Source organism: Oligella sp. HMSC09E12 (assembly GCF_001808505.1).
GTDB classification, from domain to species: Bacteria; Pseudomonadota; Gammaproteobacteria; order Burkholderiales; family Burkholderiaceae_B; genus Oligella; species Oligella urethralis.
The window spans coordinates 13,623-30,384 of the sequence record NZ_KV793585.1; the positions used below are offsets into that span (position 1 = coordinate 13,623).

Below are 16,762 nucleotides of genomic sequence, written 5' to 3' on the forward strand. Positions count from 1 at the left end.
TACTGAGTATATCATAAGTCTTATGTCTTATATAAGACCTAGGTACTTATCTTTATTTTTAGTGACTTTATGCTCACACTATACACTATATGATGTGAGTGATTTGATCACGATTCAGCTGACAGACTTAAAGGTTCAATATGTTTAAAAATATCGTATTCGCTGGGGCTAAAGCCGTGTTCTTCGGCTTAGCCGCTTTGACCATCAGTACCACGGCATCTGCTTCAGCCAAGGTTGAGCAGGAGTTGCGCGACTATTTAAGCTCGATGGGTATACAAGACAGTTTTAGCTGGCAGCGTATCCAGGGTGAGTCGTTGGCTGATGCCACCATTTATGGTGTGGTCTTTAGTCGTGGCAAGGGCGCTCAAAAGAAGACGTATTTGATTAAAGAAATGGATTTTGATGACTATCAGGTGTCAGCTAATCGTGTCGCCGTTGATGTGACTTATAAAGGTATCACCGACGAGGATGGGGTGCATTTGTTGTTATCGCAAAAGTTAAACGCGACTAAGGGCTTGCAGCGCTATGGCTATCAACAGCTAGACGATATTCAGCTGCGACTCAGCTATGATATGGAAAAAACAAATGGTAGTTTGACGGGAAATTTGGCGCTCAAGCAAAAGGCGGTGCTGGATAGTCAGTTCGATTTTAAAACAGAGGGGATTGGCCCTTTGCTAGAGCAACTACTTGCCTTAGATGTCGCAACCATCGATCCGGAGTTGATTTTATTGAGCACCATGACCACCAAGTTGCATTATCTCCGCCTCGATCTTAAGGACGATGGTTTGAATCAGCGCATGTTAGCCCATGATTCTTCACATCGTGGGGAGGTGGAAAAGCACTATCAAGCCTGTGTTGGAGCGTTGGATGAGTTTGCTATTCAGCAGTTGGGTGCAGCCTGCCAAGCGCTACGTGATTATTTTCTGGCGCAGAAAAATCAACTACATATTTCAATGACGCCTGCTAAACCTTTTGTGATAGCAGAGTATCTGCCGATGTATATGTTAATGAGTCGAGCTGGACCAAAGGCAGTGAGCGGTTTAATTAAAAAGGTGGTGAGTGATTTAAATCTACGTATTAGTAACTAGCAAATAATACGACTTAGCTTAGGCCATTATTCGCTTATGTCGTGGCAAATCGGTTAAAATTAAGCTTTGTTTTTAAACGTGTATTTCTTCAAAGGGTCTACTTTATGTCAAATTCAAATGCGACCATCTTGCAATCGCTACCTGTCGGTCAGAAAGTCGGGATTGCTTTTTCAGGTGGTTTAGATACGTCTGCTGCTTTATTGTGGATGAAATTAAAAGGCGCACAGCCTTACGCATATACGGCTAATCTCGGTCAGCCGGATGAGGACGATTATGAGGTGATTCCACGCCAAGCCAAAAAGTATGGTGCAATTGAAGCGCGTTTAGTAGATTGCCGTCTGCAACTAGCCTATGAGGGCATTGCAGCGATTCAAAGTGGTGCTTTTCATGTAACCACAGGCGGTATGCCTTATTTTAATACCACCCCTATTGGTCGTGCCGTGACTGGTACGATGCTCGTGTCTGCGATGCAAGAGGATGAGGTCAATATTTGGGGTGACGGTTCCACGTATAAGGGCAATGACATTGAGCGTTTTTACCGCTACGGTCTTATTACTAATCCTAAGCTTAAAATTTACAAGCCTTGGTTAGACCAACAGTTTATTGATGAGCTGGGTGGTCGTCAGGAAATGTCTGAGTTTTTGATTGAAAATGGCTTTGATTACAAAATGTCGGTTGAAAAGGCTTACAGTACCGACTCTAATATGCTTGGTGCCACGCATGAGGCCAAGGACTTAGAGTTCTTGGATAGCAGTTTGAAAATCGTCAAACCAATTATGGGCGTGGCTTTTTGGGATGAGTCAGTCGAGATTAAGCCTGAGGTGGTACGTGTTCGTTTTGAAGAGGGTGTACCGGTAGCGCTTAATGGTCAGGAGTACGATCCCGTTGCGCTTTTCTTAGAAGCGAACAAAATTGGTGGTCGTCACGGTTTGGGTATGACCGATCAGATCGAAAACCGTATCATTGAGGCGAAGTCGCGCGGTATTTATGAGGATCCGGGCATGGCCTTATTGCATATTGCCTATGAGCGTTTAGTGACTGGTATTCATAATGAAGACACGATTGAGCAATACCGCATTAATGGCTTACGTTTAGGTCGTTTATTGTATCAAGGACGTTGGTTCGATTCGCAAGCCCTGATGCTGAGAGAAACGGCACAACGTTGGGTGGCTAGAGCGATTACGGGTGAGGTGACCCTAGAGTTGCACCGTGGTAATAACTATATTTTCTTAAATACGGAATCGCCTAACTTGACTTACGAAGCCGATCGCTTAAGTATGGAAAAGGTTGAGGATGCAGCCTTTACTCCGCTCGATCGTATTGGTCAGTTAACGATGCGTAATTTGGATATCATTGATACACGCAATAAGCTTGGTATTTACACCAAATCTGGTTTATTAGTTGCAGGCAAGGACTCGGTAGTACCCCAATTAGAGGGTTCAACTAAGGACGAGAAGTAAGTCTGCCATGCGTAGTTGATATAGCAAAGGCGCCTCCGAGTGGGGCGCCTTTCTTGCTCTATGAGCTAATCGATCTAATTATTCGCTAATTAGCGATCCTCAAGCTTGACGAAGCTTTGATTTTCCGGGCCAACGTAGTTTGCAGTAGGACGGATAATCTTGTTATCAACTCGTTGCTCAAGAATGTGCGCAGCCCAACCTGCGGTACGTGCAATCACGAAGAGCGGTGTAAACATCGCTGTAGGCACGCCCATCATGTGATATGATACAGCTGAGAACCAGTCTAAGTTAGGGAACATTTTCTTGGCATCCCACATCACGGTTTCAAGGCGCTCAGCGATTTCATACATCTTGGTATTGTTAGCGCTTTCAGAAAGCTCTTTAGCAACCGCTTTGATGACTTGGTTACGAGGGTCTGAAACAGTGTAAACAGGGTGACCAAAACCGATGATCACTTCCTTGTTTTCTAGACGTTTACGGATGTCGGCTTCAGCATCATCTGGATTGTCGTAGCGTTTTTGCACTTCAAAGGCCACTTCGTTTGCACCGCCGTGCTTAGGACCACGTAAGGCACCGATAGCGCCAGAAATACAAGAGTACATATCTGAACCCGTACCCGCAATCACGCGGCTGGTAAAGGTTGATGCGTTAAACTCGTGCTCGGCGTAGAGGTTTAAGGAAATATGCATAGCGCGAACCCACTCTTCGGGTGGGGTTTCACCGTGCAACAACTCTAAGAAGTGACCGGCAATGCTGTCTTCATCAGACTCGACATCAATAACCACGCCGTTATTGCTGAAGTGGTACCAGTAAAGTAGGGCAGAGCCTAAGCAAGCAATCAAACGATCGGCAATATCACGTGCGTCAGCGGCATTGTGATCGTCTTTTTCAGGTAAGGCGCAGCCTAACACAGAAACCGCAGTGCGCATCACATCCATCGGGTGGCTGGCTGCTGGTAAGCTTTCTAACACCTCTTTGACTGCTAAAGGTAAACCGCGCAGTCTTTTTAGCTTTGCTTTATAAGCGGCAAGCTCAGCAACATTAGGCAATTTGCCGTGAATCAATAAGTGAGCAACCTCTTCAAATTCACACGCACCAGCCATGTCTAAAATATCATAGCCACGGTAATGTAAGTCATTACCAGAAAGGCCTACGGTACAAAGTGCGGTATTGCCCGCTGCAACACCAGAAAGAGCAACTGACTTTTTGCCCTTAGGTTTGTTGTCTGTGCTTTGATCTGTTTGACTCATGAAGTCCTCCTATGATTTTTAAAAAATTATTTTTTTGCGTAAAGATTATCTAAATATTCTTCAAAGGCAAAGTAACCAATGCTCTCGTAAAGCTCCATCCGAGTTTGCATCATATCAACCACGTTTTTCTGATGGCCGTCTTTACGAATGGATTCATATACTGTTTGAGCCGCTTTATTCATGGCGCGGAAAGCAGATAGCGGATAGAGAACCATGCCTACGTCTACGCTTGCTAACTCCTCTACGGTAAATAATGGGGTTGCGCCGAACTCAGTGATATTTGCTAACACCGGTACTTGTAAATTGTCGGTGAAGAATTTGTAGGTTTCTAAATCATGCGCAGCTTCAACGAAAATCGCATCGGCGCCTGCCTCAGCACATTTTTGAGCACGTTCAAGCGCAGCTTCCACGCCAAAACTTTGAATGGCATCGGTGCGCGCAATGATATAGAAGTCAGGATCGGTTTTAGCGTCAACCGCAGCTTTAACACGGTCGATCATCTCCTCCGTAGAAACGATTTCCTTATTGGGGCGGTGACCACAACGCTTCGCGCCGGCTTGGTCCTCAATATGACAAGCCGCAGCACCGAATTTAATTAAGCTTTTAATGGTGCGGGCGATATTAAAAGCGGATGGGCCGAAGCCGGTATCAATGTCAACCAGTAAGGGGGTATCGCACACATCGGTAATACGACGAATATCCGTTAAAACATCGTCTAAGGTGTTAATACCTAAATCAGGTAAACCTAAAGAACCGGCCGCAACACCGCCACCGGATAAGTAGATTGCCTTAAAACCAGCGCGCTTAGCTAAGAGAGCGTGATTAGCGTTAATGGCACCGATAATTTGTAATGGCTTTTCTTCAGCTAAGGCTTGACGAAAAGCTGCACCTGCAGATTTTTGACTCATATCCTTTACTCTATCTAAAATAATAGCCACCCGTGCTATTAAGAACGGATGGCTTTTAAAGGGACTAAGCAGAACAAGGCTGCTTAAATTGATTTAAAACAATCTACTGCGATTATTTTAATAGATCAGCCACACCATCACGTTCTTCGAGAAGCTCGTTAAGTGTCTTGTCCATGTAGGCACGTGAAGTCTCGTCAATTTCTAGACCCTCAACGCGTTTGTACTCGCCGTTTTCACAGATGACCGGCACACCGTACATAATGCCCTCAGGGATACCGTAAGAACCGTCAGATGGTACACCCATGGTTACCCATTGACCGTTAGAGCCTAAGACCCAGTCACGGATGTGATCGATGGCGGCGTTAGCGGCAGAGGCGGCTGAAGATAGGCCACGAGCCTCAATAATTGCCGCACCGCGCTTACCAACCTTAGGAATAAACTCGTTTTTATTCCATTCTTCGTCGTTAATGAGATCCTTTAAGCTCTCACCATTAACTGTAGCAAAACGGTAGTCAGGGTACATGGTTGGAGAGTGGTTACCCCAAACAGCGAAATCACGGATATCTTTAACGGCTTTAGCAGATTTTTGCGCTAGTTGAGTTAAGGCACGGTTATGGTCTAGGCGTAGCATCGCAGTGAAGTTTTTGGCCGGTAAATCAGGTGCAGACTTCATTGCAATATAGGCATTTGTATTGGCAGGGTTGCCCACGACTAATACCTTAACATTACGATCAGCGACCTCGTTAAGTGCTTTACCTTGTTCAATAAAGATCTTGGCATTAATCTGTAATAAATCAGCACGCTCCATGCCTGGGCCGCGCGGGCGAGAACCTACTAATAAGGCAATTTGTGCATCTTTAAAAGCCTCTTTAGGATCGCTGTGAGCAGTCATACCCTCTAATAACGGGAATGCGCAGTCATCTAGTTCCATCATCACGCCTTTGAGTGCGTTTTGAGCTTTTTCATCGGGAATTTCAAGCAATTGAAGGATAATCGGTTGGTCCTTACCTAGCATTTCACCCGAGGCAATACGGAATAAAAGAGCATAGCCGATTTGGCCGGCGGCGCCTGTGACCGCAACACGTACAGCAGGTTTTGACATAGTAGTAACTCCAGCATTACATGTGAAAATGTAATGAAACGTTTAAAAATCTTGTTAAGCTTAGATCAATAATTAGCTTGAGTCAATGTAGACTTATGTCTTATGTCTTATATAAGATAGATGAATGGACTTTCTTTGTCACTAATGCGATAATATGGCAACAAATCTTTCTTAAAGTTATGAGTAAATTACAGTCTAATCTTACCAGTAAGCCCCCTTCGCGTAAGAGTTTGAGGGTCGCTGCTCCACGTGGTCCGCGGACCCTGTCATCCCGCACCGCTAAGGCGGTCGCTACGGCTAGGCAACGTGCTGCTTTTTCTCCACTGTATAAGCAAATTAAGGAATTAATTTTAGAGAGCTTGAAAGCAGGGGAGTGGAAGCCTGGCGAGAGTATTCCGAGTGAGCTTGAATTGGCCTCACTGTATCAAGTTAGCCAGGGCACGGTCCGTAAGGCCATTGACGAATTATCTGCTGAGAGTGTCTTAATCCGTCGCCAGGGCAAGGGGACGTTCGTTGCGACGCATCATGAGGATGAGGTGCGTTATCGTTTTTTACGCTTAGCAAGTCGTCATGGTCAAGAGAAAAAAGAAAAGCCGGTGAGCGATTTTTTGGCCTGTGATTTTCGTAAAGCAGATCAGCTTGAATTGGATTTGCTGGAACTGCCGCCCGGTAGTGAAGTGGTTGAAATTGACCGGGTGATGCGCTTTGATGATAAGCCGGTGGTGTTTGAGCAGATTATTTTGCCAGCGGATAGTTTTAGAGCGCTTAATCTAGCCACCTTACAAAAGCGCTTGCCCTTATATGGACTCTTTGAGTCAGAGTTTGGGGTGAGTATGATTCGTGCCGAAGAGCAACTTTATGCGGTTGCTGCCAATGACAAAGTCTCTGAGTTACTCCAGGTACCAGAAGGCTATCCACTGTTAGCGATTAATCGGATCGCTTATACTTATGGCGACAAACCGATAGAAATTCGTAAAGGAATGTATCTAACTAAGGATTACTTTTACAGAAATAGTTTAAACTAGTAGGACAGATTTTTATTAACTAATACCATTTGTCATGGTTCAACGATTTTCTTTCTAAGATAGGGGTAAATTTACTATGTCTGAAAATCAAAAAAAGCCTTATCGCGAATTCCGCAATGTCAGCGTAAGGAATATTACCGTTGACTTTAAGCAGCCGCTCGCTGCTAGGGTCTCGATTTTGCATCGTGTCAGCGGTGCGCTCTTGTTCTTGGCGTTGCCGATTGTGTTTGTGCCTTTATTTGCAGCAAGCGTTGCTTCACCAGGCTCTTTTGCTGAGTTGGGTAGCGGTTTTGGTGGCTTTTTATTAAAGCTGATTTTATTAGTGTTGTTATGGGGCTTTATGCACCACCTCTGTGCCGGCGTGCGCTTTTTAACCTTAGATTTTGGTCGTGGTTTAGAAAAAGCGGAAGCGCATAAGAGTGCTCGTCTTGTGGTGATAGTCAGCTTAGTATTGACCTGTATTTTTGCAATTAAAATGTTTGGAGTGCTCTAATGGAACGTTATGAACAATATGGACATACACGTCGTGCGGTAGGTGCTCGTTACGGCGTGATGGATTTTATTATCCAGCGTGTGACGGCGGTTATCTTAGCCGTGTATTCAATTCTGTTTTTATTAGTAGTTCTCTTTACCAAAGTTGATTATTACTCTTGGGTAAATCTATTTACCTTTACTTGGTTTGGCGGTTTTCCTGCCGGCAAGATCTCCACATCCTTAGCCTTTTTTGCTCTGATTTATCACGCCTGGGTTGGTGTGCGTGATATTTGGATGGACTATATTACCTGTGTCAAACTTAGATTAGCGCTACAGGTACTCACTGTGATGTGGTTAGTCTCTTCGATCGTTTATTTTGCTAGTGTTCTTTGGAGTCTATAAGCCGTGGTTGCAATTCATTCTTCTTTACCCCGTCGTCAATTTGACGTGGTTGTCGTGGGTGCCGGTGGTGCCGGTATGCGCTGTTCATTACAATTAGCTCAGGCTGGCTTGTCTGTTGCTGTTTTATCTAAAGTTTTCCCGACTCGTTCGCACACGGTGGCAGCTCAAGGTGGTGTTAGTGCTTCGCTTGGCAATATGAGTGAGGACCATTGGGAATGGCATATGTATGATACGGTTAAGGGCTCCGACTGGTTAGGTGACCAGGATGCGATTGAGTTCCTTTGCCGTGAAGCACCGAATGCGGTGTATGAGTTAGAGCACTTTGGTATGCCATTTGACCGTAACCCCGACGGTACGATTTATCAGCGTCCATTTGGTGGTCACACTGCGAATCATGGTGAAAAGCCGGTTCAACGTGCTTGTGCCGTAGCTGACCGTACTGGTCATGCCTTATTGCACACCTTATATCAGCGTAACGTTGCGGCTCGCACTCAGTTCTTTGTTGAGTGGATGGCCTTAGACTTACTACGTAACGAAGACGGTGATGTACTCGGTGTGACAGCACTTGAGATGGAAACCGGTGATATTTATATTTTAGAGGGTAAGGCGACCGTATTAGCGACGGGTGGTGCGGGCCGTATTTGGGCTGCTTCGACTAACGCCTTTATTAATACCGGTGACGGTTTAGGTATGGCGGCTCGTGCCGGTATTCCGTTACAGGATTTAGAGTTCTGGCAATTCCACCCAACCGGTGTCGCTGGTGCCGGTGTACTGATTACCGAGGGGGTACGCGGTGAGGGCGGTATTTTATTAAACAAAGACGGTGAGCGCTTTATGGAGCGTTATGCACCGACGCTTAAGGACTTGGCGCCACGTGACTTCGTTTCACGTTCGATGGACCAAGAAATTAAAGAGGGTCGCGGCTGTGGTCCTAATGCAGATCACGTATTGTTAAAGCTTGATCACTTAGGTGCAGACGTGATTAATAAGCGTCTACCATCGATTCGTGAAATTGCAATCCGCTTTGGTAACGTTGACCCGATTAAAGATCCTATCCCTGTGGTGCCAACAATCCACTATCAGATGGGTGGTCTTCCTACCAATATTCAAGGTCAGGTATTAGACTATGTTAACGGCGAGAATAAGGTGATTAATGGTCTCTACGCTGTGGGTGAGTGTGCAGCTGTTTCGGTACATGGTGCGAATCGCTTAGGTACTAACTCATTGCTTGACTTAATCGTGTTTGGTCGAGCCACTGGTAATCACTTAGTGTCTGAGCATTTAGAAAAGCAAAGAGCGCACCAGGATCTACCTAAAGAAGCCGTTGATAAGTCAATCGCACGTGTAAGTGAACTTGAAAACCGTACTTCCGGTGAGAAAGTGCAAGAAGTAGGTGATGCAATGCGTATCTCGATGCAGAGCCACTGTGGCGTATTCCGTACCTTAAAGCTGCTTAATGAGGGTGTTGAGCAAATCGAGGAAATCGCCGAGCGTGCTAATCACATTTACTTTAAAGACAAATCCAAAGTCTTTAACATGGCTCGTCAAGAGGCCTTAGAGATTTCCAATATGATTGAGGTTGCGCGCGCTACCATCACATCAGCCGCTGCACGTACTGAGAGTCGTGGTGCTCACGCACTAAATGACTATCCTGAGCGTGATGACGTGAATTGGTTAAAGCATACCTTATGGTATTCAGAGGGCAGTCGCTTAGAGTATAAGCCGGTTCAGATGAAACCCTTAACTGCTAAAACAGTTGAGCCTCAGAAACGTACATTCTAATTGGTATAGGTTGAAATTATGTCTAAACGAATTGTTAAATTTGAGATTTATCGCTACGATCCGGACAAGGACGAGCGACCATATATGCAGAAATTGGATGTTGAGCTGAAGCCAACTGACAAAATGCTGTTAGATGCTATTGTACGCATCAAAAATGACGTAGATGATAGTATTTCAATTCGTCGCTCTTGCCGTGAGGGTGTTTGTGGCTCTGACGCGATGAACGTGAATGGTAAAAACACCTTGGCGTGTATTACTAACTTAAATGATTTAAAAGAGCCGATTGTATTACGTCCGCTACCGGGTCTTCCGGTGATCCGTGACCTGATTGTTGATATGACATACTTCTTCAATCAGTATCATTCAGTACGTCCATACCTTGTGAATAATACGCCACCACCAGAAAAAGAGCGCTTACAAAGCCCACAAGCTCGTGAAGAGTTAGATGGCTTGTATGAATGTATTCTATGTGCCTGTTGCTCTACTTCGTGTCCTTCTTTCTGGTGGAATCCGGATAAGTTTGTGGGTCCTGCGGGTTTATTACAAGCTTATCGTTGGCTTGCTGATAGCCGTGATGAAGCAACCACAGAGCGCTTGGATAATCTTGAGGATCCATACCGCTTGTTCCGTTGTCATACCATCATGAACTGCGTGGATGCCTGTCCTAAGGGACTAAATCCGACTCGCGCCATTGGTAAGATCAAAGAGATGTTAGTTCGTCGTACAGTTTAGTGACTGTACACTGACTTGTTAGAGTACAAGGAATGAGCATATCAGAGGTTGAACTTGCCCGTGCACGCCTTCGTTGGCGTGCACGGCGCGGTTTATTGGAAAACGATTTAATTCTTACGAACTTTCTTGATCTTTATGAAGAGCAATTAAGTGATGAAGATGTATTATCGCTAACACACTTGTTTACGTTAGACGACAACCAGCTATTAGACATTTTATTAGGCAAAAAAGAACCTGAAGGCGACTACCACACTGATAATATATGCCGACTTGTTCACTTGATTCGCAAGGCCTAATCGCTGTCTAAGCGCTTATTTAAAAGGAAAAAATCAAGATGCAATTATCCGATAAAAAAGCCACATTAAGCTTTTCAGACGGTTCGCCATCCATCGAACTGCCGATTTATGAGGGGACCATCGGCCCTGATGTGATGGATATTCGTAAGTTGTACGGTCAAACCGGCAAGTTTACTTATGACCCGGGTTTTATGTCGACAGCCTCTTGCGGCTCATCAATCACCTACATTGACGGTGATAAGGGTGAGTTACTCTACCGTGGTTATCCGATCGAGCAGCTGGCTGTAAATTGCGACTTCTTAGAGGTTTGCTATTTACTCTTACATGGCGAGCTACCAAATGCGGAGCAGAAGAAGGAGTTTGATGTATCGATTAACCGTCATAATATGGTTAATGAACAAATGCACTTCTTCTTACGCGGCTTCCGTCGTGACGCTCACCCGATGGCTGTATTGACTGGTTTGGTTGGTGCTTTATCGGCTTTCTATCACGACTCAACGGATATTAGTAATCCGCGTCACCGTGAGATTTCGGCGATTCGCTTAATTGCTAAAATGCCGACGATGGTTGCCATGGCCTATAAGTACAACAAGGGTGAGCCATACATCTACCCACGTAACGACTTATCTTATAGTGGTAACTTCCTACGTCAAATGTTTGCTACGCCGTGCGAAGATTATCAAGTCAATGAGGTGGTTGAACGTGCGCTAGACCGTATCCTAATTCTTCATGCCGATCACGAGCAAAACGCCTCTACCTCAACAGTCAGACTTTGCGGTTCTTCGGGTACCAACCCATTTGCTGCGATTGCTGCGGGTGTGGCGTGCTTGTGGGGTCCTTCGCATGGTGGTGCGAACGAGGCTTGCTTGACCATGCTTGAAGAAATTCAAGCCAATGGCGGTATTGAAAAAGTTGGCCAGTTTATGGAAGCGGTCAAGGATAAAAATAATCCTGCGCGCCTCATGGGCTTCGGTCATCGTGTGTATAAAAACTATGACCCACGTGCGAAATTAATGCAAGAAACGTGTAAAGAGGTACTGTCCGCTTTAGGTTTGGAAAACGATCCTTTATTCAAACTCGCGATGGAACTAGAGCGTATTGCACTAGAGGACGAGTACTTTGTTGAGCGTAAGCTATACCCTAACGTAGACTTCTACTCTGGTATTGTTCAGCGTGCTATCGGTATCCCAACGTCACTCTTTACCGCAATCTTTGCCTTGGCGCGTACGGTTGGTTGGATTGCTCAATGGAATGAAATGCTTGGCGATCCTGATTATAAGATCGGTCGTCCGCGTCAGATCTACATTGGTGCAGCTAAGCGTGATGTAACACCGATTTCGGCTAGATAGTCGCTACGGCATCATGTGATACAGAAGTCCCCGAGCAAATGTTCGGGGATTTTTATTTTGGGTGTAATTAGTGAGCAAATCTGTTACTGTACTAACATCACGTTTAAATTAATTGGAGAGTCTTGTGGATCAACAGTCAAGCGTTCCTAAGCATGCATTACCCTCTTATTTAAATCAGAATGATTTAGGTGCTTGGGGTATTTTTTTAGAGCAAATTGATCGTATTGCCCCTTATATGGGCAGTTTGTCCCCATGGATTGAAACCTTGAAACGCCCTAAAACCATTATGGTGGTGGACGTGCCGATTGAGCTAGATGATGGCAGCTTTGCGCATTTTGAAGGCTATCGTGTACAGCACAATACCATCCGTGGTCCGGGTAAGGGCGGAGTGCGTTTCCATCAGGATGTGAATCTATCCGAGGTGATGGCTTTAGCTGGCTGGATGTCGATTAAATGTGCTGCCGTGGATCTACCTTTTGGTGGTGCCAAAGGCGGTATTCGGATCGACCCCCGTAATTATTCCCAAAAAGAGCTTGAACGCGTGACCCGTCGCTATACTTCTGAAATTGGTAGCATTATCGGTCCGTTAAAGGATATACCCGCGCCGGACGTTAACACTGGCCCACAAGTGATGGCATGGATGATGGATACCTTTTCGATGAACCAAGGCTATACTACCTCGGGCGTCGTCACGGGTAAGCCGATTGCGCTAGGCGGTAGTTTGGGTCGAGTGGAAGCGACCGGGCGTGGTGTGTATGTGGCTGCCTGTGAAGCGGCGAGAGATCAAGGCATTGACCTTCAGGGTGCACGAGTTGTGATACAGGGCTTTGGTAATGTTGGTGGCACGGCGGCACGTTTATTTTTTGAAGCGGGTGCCAAAGTCATCGCACTCCAAGATCACACGGCTACCGTGGCCAATGAAGAGGGCATTGATATTTACAAGCTACTTGAGCATGTCGAACACCATGGCGGCATTAAGGGCTTTGAAGGTGCAACTGAGATTTCAGTGGATGAATTTTGGGCGACCGAGACCGATTTGTTGATCCCAGCCGCTTTGGAAAATCAAGTAACAGAGAAGAATGCGCATAGCGTTAAAACTAAAATTTTAGTTGAAGGGGCTAATGGTCCGACCACACCAGCGGCAGACGATATCCTGAGCGATAAGGGGGTCTTTATCGTGCCAGATGTGCTGGCAAATGCAGGCGGTGTGACCGTTAGTTATTTTGAGTGGGTACAGGACTTCTCCAGCTTTTTCTGGACTGTGGACGAGATTAATCATCGTCTGGAACGCATGATGCGCGAGGCCTACCGTGCGATTCGTGAAACTGCCAAGTACCACGGCGTCAGTATGCGCACTGCAGCCTATATTATTGCTTGCACGCGTATTTTGGAGCAGCGCAAGGTACGTGGTTTGTACCCTTAATGATACTTAAGGCCGAGAGCAAAGATTATTTTTGTTCTCGGCGTTTTTCTCTTCTGCCACTCTGTACTGCGGTAGCGGTGGTGCCAATTGCCGCACTGACGATTAAAATGACCGCCAGCCATTCTCGCAAATCTAAGAACTCATTTAAAATAACAATCCCTGTTAGTGCACCAACGGCCGGTTCTAAACTCACCATGATACTGAAGGTTTTTATGGGTAAAATCCGCAGTGAGAAGATCTCTAAGGTAAAAGGAATGGCGCTAGAGAGTAGGGCGATACCTAGACCGAATAATAATACTGTGGGATTAATTAGTTGAGGACCATTCTGTATCAGCCCAATCGGCAAAATAATTAATGAGGCAGTGGCAAAGCCATAGGAAGTAATCAATCCTGGGTGAATTAAACGTGCGCGTCGCCCCACGAGGATATACATGCCCCAAAATGCACCGGCAATCAAGGCATAGACCACGCCGATGGAGTCAAGTTTTAGCGTATCATTTGCTGCGTGACCTGGCCACAAGAGTAAATAGAGTCCAGTCAAGGCCAGCAGTACCCAGACAAAGTCCATACGTGAACGGGAGGAGAGGACGGCAACTGCCAAGGGCCCTGAAAATTGAATCGCTAAGGTCACCCCGAGTGGTAATCTGTCAATGGCTAAATAAAAGGTGCTGTTCATGCCGACCATGCACAGACCGTAGGGGATAATTGTCGCTAAATCTGAACGGGTTAACGCAATGCGCCAAGGGCGCCAAAACAGCATCATAAATAGGGTGGAAAACAATAGTCTAAGGGTGGTAGCACCCACGGGGCCGGCAGCCTCGAATAATCCCTTTGCAAACGAATTACCGATGCAGAGTGAAAATATCGATAGTACTAGCGCTAGCGCACCTAGCGACATGGGATATTGACGCTGTGATGTAGTCATATAGTTTAATATTAAAATTTAATATCGCGGTAGAGCTACTGCTTTACTTAATTGGCGGCTTTGTTAGTATTATCCTTGCGATTATTTCGTACCGCTGTGGCCGTGCAGCCTGCTGAAGCGCAGACCACTAGTAAAATGGCGAGCCATTGCTTAGCTGCTAGCACTTCGCCAAGGATAATGATGCCTGCTAATGCGCCCACGGCAGGCTCCAAACTCAGCATAATACTAAAGGTTTTGGCCGGTAAAATCCGCAGCGCAAAGACTTCTAAGCTATAGGGTAGGGCGCTGGATAACACCGCAATGCTCAATCCGAACAGTAAGAGGTTAGGATTAAACATATTGGCACCACCGCTGATTAAACCAAATGGCAAAATGATCATGGCAGCAATGGTCAGTCCATAGGCAGTCACATGCGCTGGATGTACACGACGTGCTCTTTGTCCAAAGACGATATAGGCTGCCCAAAATGCCCCAGCAATAATAGCGTAAATCACACCGACTAAATCCAGTGCGATTAATTGCTCCGAATCCGCATCTGGCCAAAGGAGCAGATATAGACCGATGACAGCAAAAGCAATCCACAAAAAATCAAAACGTGTTCTGGACGTATAAATAGCTAAACTCAAGGGGCCAATAAACTCAATCGCCAGCGCAATACCGACGGGTAAGCTCTGTAGTGCCAGATAAAAGGGTAGGTTCATCCCCACAATGCAGATACCATAAGGCACAATAGTGGCTAAGTCTGAGCGGGTCACGGGGATGCGCCAAGGTCGCCAAATCAACCATAAAATACAGGCAGAGAAAAAAATCCTAAAGGTCGTTGTTCCGACTGCGCCGACCTCTGAAAAGAGTGTTTTTGCAAATGAGGTGCCGGTGCATAAAGAGATAATTGACAGCACTAAGGTCAGAATACCAACCCACATGGGATATTGACGCAAAGCTAAACTCATAGCGACACCAAAAAGATAGGAACAAATTGAGGATGAGCCAGTTAATCACTAATACTAGTCGTTTTTGTTAAAGATAGCAATTGAAGTTGCGACTATTGTGAATTGATTTTATTAACTAGTTAAGCTATCATTAACAGCTTAGCGTAATTGCTATGCATCCAGTGATGTGCTTTGATTTTTTAGATTAAGGCACGTATCAAAAGCCCCCTGTAGCTCAGTTGGTTAGAGCAGAGGACTCATAATCCTTTGGTCGCCGGTTCAAGTCCGGCTGGGGGGACCACTAGAAAGCCAATAAGTTAGCCATTTACAGCCATTTGTAGGTGGCTTTTTCTCTGCCCTAAATCATCAAGGGGTGACCAAAAGGTGACCGCAGATGAGTATTCTGCCAGATGAGTAGCATTGAGGTGGGCATACTTTTTAACCATTTCCAATGTTTCCCATCCGCCCATTTCCTTCAGGACAAATAAAGGCGTTCCGGCTTGGACGTGCCAAGAGGCCCAAGTATGTCTCAGATCGTGAAAATGAAAATCATCAAGTCCAACAGCTTTTGTGGCGGCATTAAACGACTTATGGTTAATCGTCTTAGGATTCTGCCCCGTTGTATTTCTTACAAAAACCCAACGGGGATCATCACCTTGACACGATTTTAAAACACCGCAGGCATCGTCATTCAAAGGAATGGGCCTAGCCTTTCCTGATTTAGTTTTGTCAGCAGTTAACCAGGCAACCTTTTCGTTTAAATTAACCTGTGACCACTCAAGCGATAATATTTCATTTGCACGAGCGCCTGTTGATAATACAAAAATTACTGCATTTCTCATCCAGCGCTGACTCAATTGTTGAATCAGCAGTTGAGCCTGCTCCCTAGTGATCCACCTAACCCGTACTGGGGCTTCTTTAAACTTTGTTAAGTGAGGTAACCTGTCAATCCTGCCATCTTTGTAAGCCAAGTTTAGTAGCCTAGACATGGTTGAAAGATAGCGGTTTTGAGTAGCTTTGCTTAACTTTAAGTTTCCCTTTGGACCGGGCTTTGGCAACTGATGCGTTGGCAGGCAGTTAATAATCTCCGGTGCGGTTAAAGAGCTTAATGTTCTACCACCAAAGTGGTCGCGCCAGTATCTAATGTGCCTGGCTTTTACACCATAATCTCGCTCACTGACCGCTAACTTTAAAACCTGGATAGCAGCCTCATCAAACGTATAATCAGGCTTATCTCCTAGTTTATTCTCTCGCCACAATTCAGCTTTTAAGCGGTCGTGGTACTCTTGGGCTTCTTTTTTGTTCCTTGTGCCAGTAGATCGTCTAACTCTTTTGCCGCCTGGTGTCCTGATGTCAATCCACCAGATGGCATTCTGGTTGCTGTTTTTTCTGTATATTGGCATGAAGTATCCTCTCTTGCCAGCACAGATAATCGGAATACATTGTTACGCTTATTTCCAAAATTATCAAGTGCTGAGCGCCATATGTACCATTTACGGCCACCTGGCAGTCTAAATCCTAATTCGTGACGCTTAGCGTAAATCGTCCAATAGCTGACTCCTAAGAGTTCAGCCACTTCATTAAGCAAACGTGTGACGAAAACTGTGGCAGGAGGCA

Annotated in this window: 16 protein-coding genes and 1 tRNA gene; 11 read left to right on the forward strand and 6 right to left on the reverse strand. The window is 45.5% G+C overall.

Annotated features, from left to right (window positions below):
- The first annotated feature begins 140 nt into the window (after positions 1-140).
- Both HMPREF3179_RS06740 and argG read left to right on the forward strand, forming a co-directional pair.
- Complete coding sequence (locus HMPREF3179_RS06740) at positions 141-1,088, forward strand: hypothetical protein (protein ID WP_070470251.1); 948 nt, start codon at positions 141-143, stop codon at positions 1,086-1,088.
- A 104-nt stretch (positions 1,089-1,192) separates the two neighbouring features.
- Complete coding sequence (gene argG / locus HMPREF3179_RS06745) at positions 1,193-2,548, forward strand: argininosuccinate synthase (protein WP_070470254.1); 1,356 nt, start codon at positions 1,193-1,195, stop codon at positions 2,546-2,548.
- A gap of 89 nt (positions 2,549-2,637) precedes the next feature.
- On the opposite strand, the gene prpC is transcribed toward argG, so the two are convergent.
- From prpC to HMPREF3179_RS06760, 3 genes are all read right to left on the reverse strand, one after another.
- Positions 2,638-3,798 carry a bifunctional 2-methylcitrate synthase/citrate synthase gene (gene prpC / locus HMPREF3179_RS06750; RefSeq protein WP_018025786.1) on the reverse strand — a complete coding sequence of 387 codons (1,161 nt, stop codon included), beginning with the start codon at positions 3,796-3,798 and terminating at the stop codon, positions 2,638-2,640.
- A 26-nt stretch (positions 3,799-3,824) separates the two neighbouring features.
- A complete protein-coding gene (prpB, locus tag HMPREF3179_RS06755) occupies positions 3,825-4,706 on the reverse strand; it encodes a methylisocitrate lyase (RefSeq protein WP_070470258.1) in 882 nt (293 codons plus the stop codon).
- 112 nt (positions 4,707-4,818) lie between these two features.
- On the reverse strand, positions 4,819-5,808 hold the full coding sequence (locus tag HMPREF3179_RS06760) for a malate dehydrogenase (RefSeq protein WP_070470261.1): 990 nt from the start codon (positions 5,806-5,808) through the stop codon (positions 4,819-4,821).
- 179 nt (positions 5,809-5,987) lie between these two features.
- Here HMPREF3179_RS06760 and HMPREF3179_RS06765 point away from each other — a divergent pair, with 179 nt between their 5' ends.
- From HMPREF3179_RS06765 to HMPREF3179_RS06800, 8 genes are all read left to right on the forward strand, one after another.
- A complete protein-coding gene (locus tag HMPREF3179_RS06765) occupies positions 5,988-6,833 on the forward strand; it encodes a GntR family transcriptional regulator (protein WP_018025789.1) in 846 nt (281 codons plus the stop codon).
- A gap of 76 nt (positions 6,834-6,909) precedes the next feature.
- Positions 6,910-7,326, forward strand: a complete 417-nt coding sequence (gene sdhC, locus HMPREF3179_RS06770; protein ID WP_018025790.1) for a succinate dehydrogenase, cytochrome b556 subunit — start codon at positions 6,910-6,912, stop codon at positions 7,324-7,326.
- Positions 7,326-7,709 (forward strand): succinate dehydrogenase, hydrophobic membrane anchor protein, encoded by a 384-nt coding sequence (gene sdhD / locus HMPREF3179_RS06775; protein WP_018025791.1) that lies wholly within the window; start codon positions 7,326-7,328, stop codon positions 7,707-7,709. The genes sdhC and sdhD overlap by 1 nt, the downstream gene beginning before the upstream one ends.
- Before the next feature lie 3 nt (positions 7,710-7,712).
- Positions 7,713-9,491, forward strand: coding sequence for a succinate dehydrogenase flavoprotein subunit (gene sdhA, locus HMPREF3179_RS06780; RefSeq protein ID WP_018025792.1), 1,779 nt, complete (start codon positions 7,713-7,715; stop codon positions 9,489-9,491).
- A 15-nt stretch (positions 9,492-9,506) separates the two neighbouring features.
- Complete coding sequence (locus HMPREF3179_RS06785) at positions 9,507-10,223, forward strand: succinate dehydrogenase iron-sulfur subunit (protein WP_026156762.1); 717 nt, start codon at positions 9,507-9,509, stop codon at positions 10,221-10,223.
- Between the two features lie 32 nt (positions 10,224-10,255).
- Positions 10,256-10,519: an FAD assembly factor SdhE gene (locus HMPREF3179_RS06790; protein ID WP_018025794.1), complete on the forward strand. Its 264-nt coding sequence runs from the start codon at positions 10,256-10,258 to the stop codon at positions 10,517-10,519.
- A 38-nt stretch (positions 10,520-10,557) separates the two neighbouring features.
- Positions 10,558-11,868, forward strand: a complete 1,311-nt coding sequence (locus HMPREF3179_RS06795) for a citrate synthase (RefSeq protein ID WP_018025795.1) — start codon at positions 10,558-10,560, stop codon at positions 11,866-11,868.
- Positions 11,869-11,992: 124 nt separating this feature from the next.
- Positions 11,993-13,291: a Glu/Leu/Phe/Val family dehydrogenase gene (locus HMPREF3179_RS06800; RefSeq protein ID WP_070470265.1), complete on the forward strand. Its 1,299-nt coding sequence runs from the start codon at positions 11,993-11,995 to the stop codon at positions 13,289-13,291.
- Between the two features lie 25 nt (positions 13,292-13,316).
- On the opposite strand, the gene HMPREF3179_RS06805 is transcribed toward HMPREF3179_RS06800, so the two are convergent.
- Together HMPREF3179_RS06805 and HMPREF3179_RS06810 are read right to left on the reverse strand one after the other, a co-directional pair.
- Entirely contained in the window at positions 13,317-14,216 is a 900-nt protein-coding gene (locus HMPREF3179_RS06805) for an EamA family transporter (RefSeq protein ID WP_070470267.1), read from the reverse strand.
- Positions 14,217-14,263: 47 nt separating this feature from the next.
- Positions 14,264-15,166 carry an EamA family transporter gene (locus tag HMPREF3179_RS06810; protein ID WP_018025798.1) on the reverse strand — a complete coding sequence of 301 codons (903 nt, stop codon included), beginning with the start codon at positions 15,164-15,166 and terminating at the stop codon, positions 14,264-14,266.
- Between the two features lie 203 nt (positions 15,167-15,369).
- Between HMPREF3179_RS06810 and HMPREF3179_RS06815 the strand changes: the two genes are divergently transcribed.
- Positions 15,370-15,446, forward strand: a tRNA-Ile gene (locus tag HMPREF3179_RS06815).
- A 16-nt stretch (positions 15,447-15,462) separates the two neighbouring features.
- On the opposite strand, the gene HMPREF3179_RS06820 is transcribed toward HMPREF3179_RS06815, so the two are convergent.
- Positions 15,463-16,548: a tyrosine-type recombinase/integrase gene (locus HMPREF3179_RS06820; protein ID WP_070470270.1), complete on the reverse strand. Its 1,086-nt coding sequence runs from the start codon at positions 16,546-16,548 to the stop codon at positions 15,463-15,465.
- Positions 16,549-16,762 lie beyond the last annotated feature (214 nt).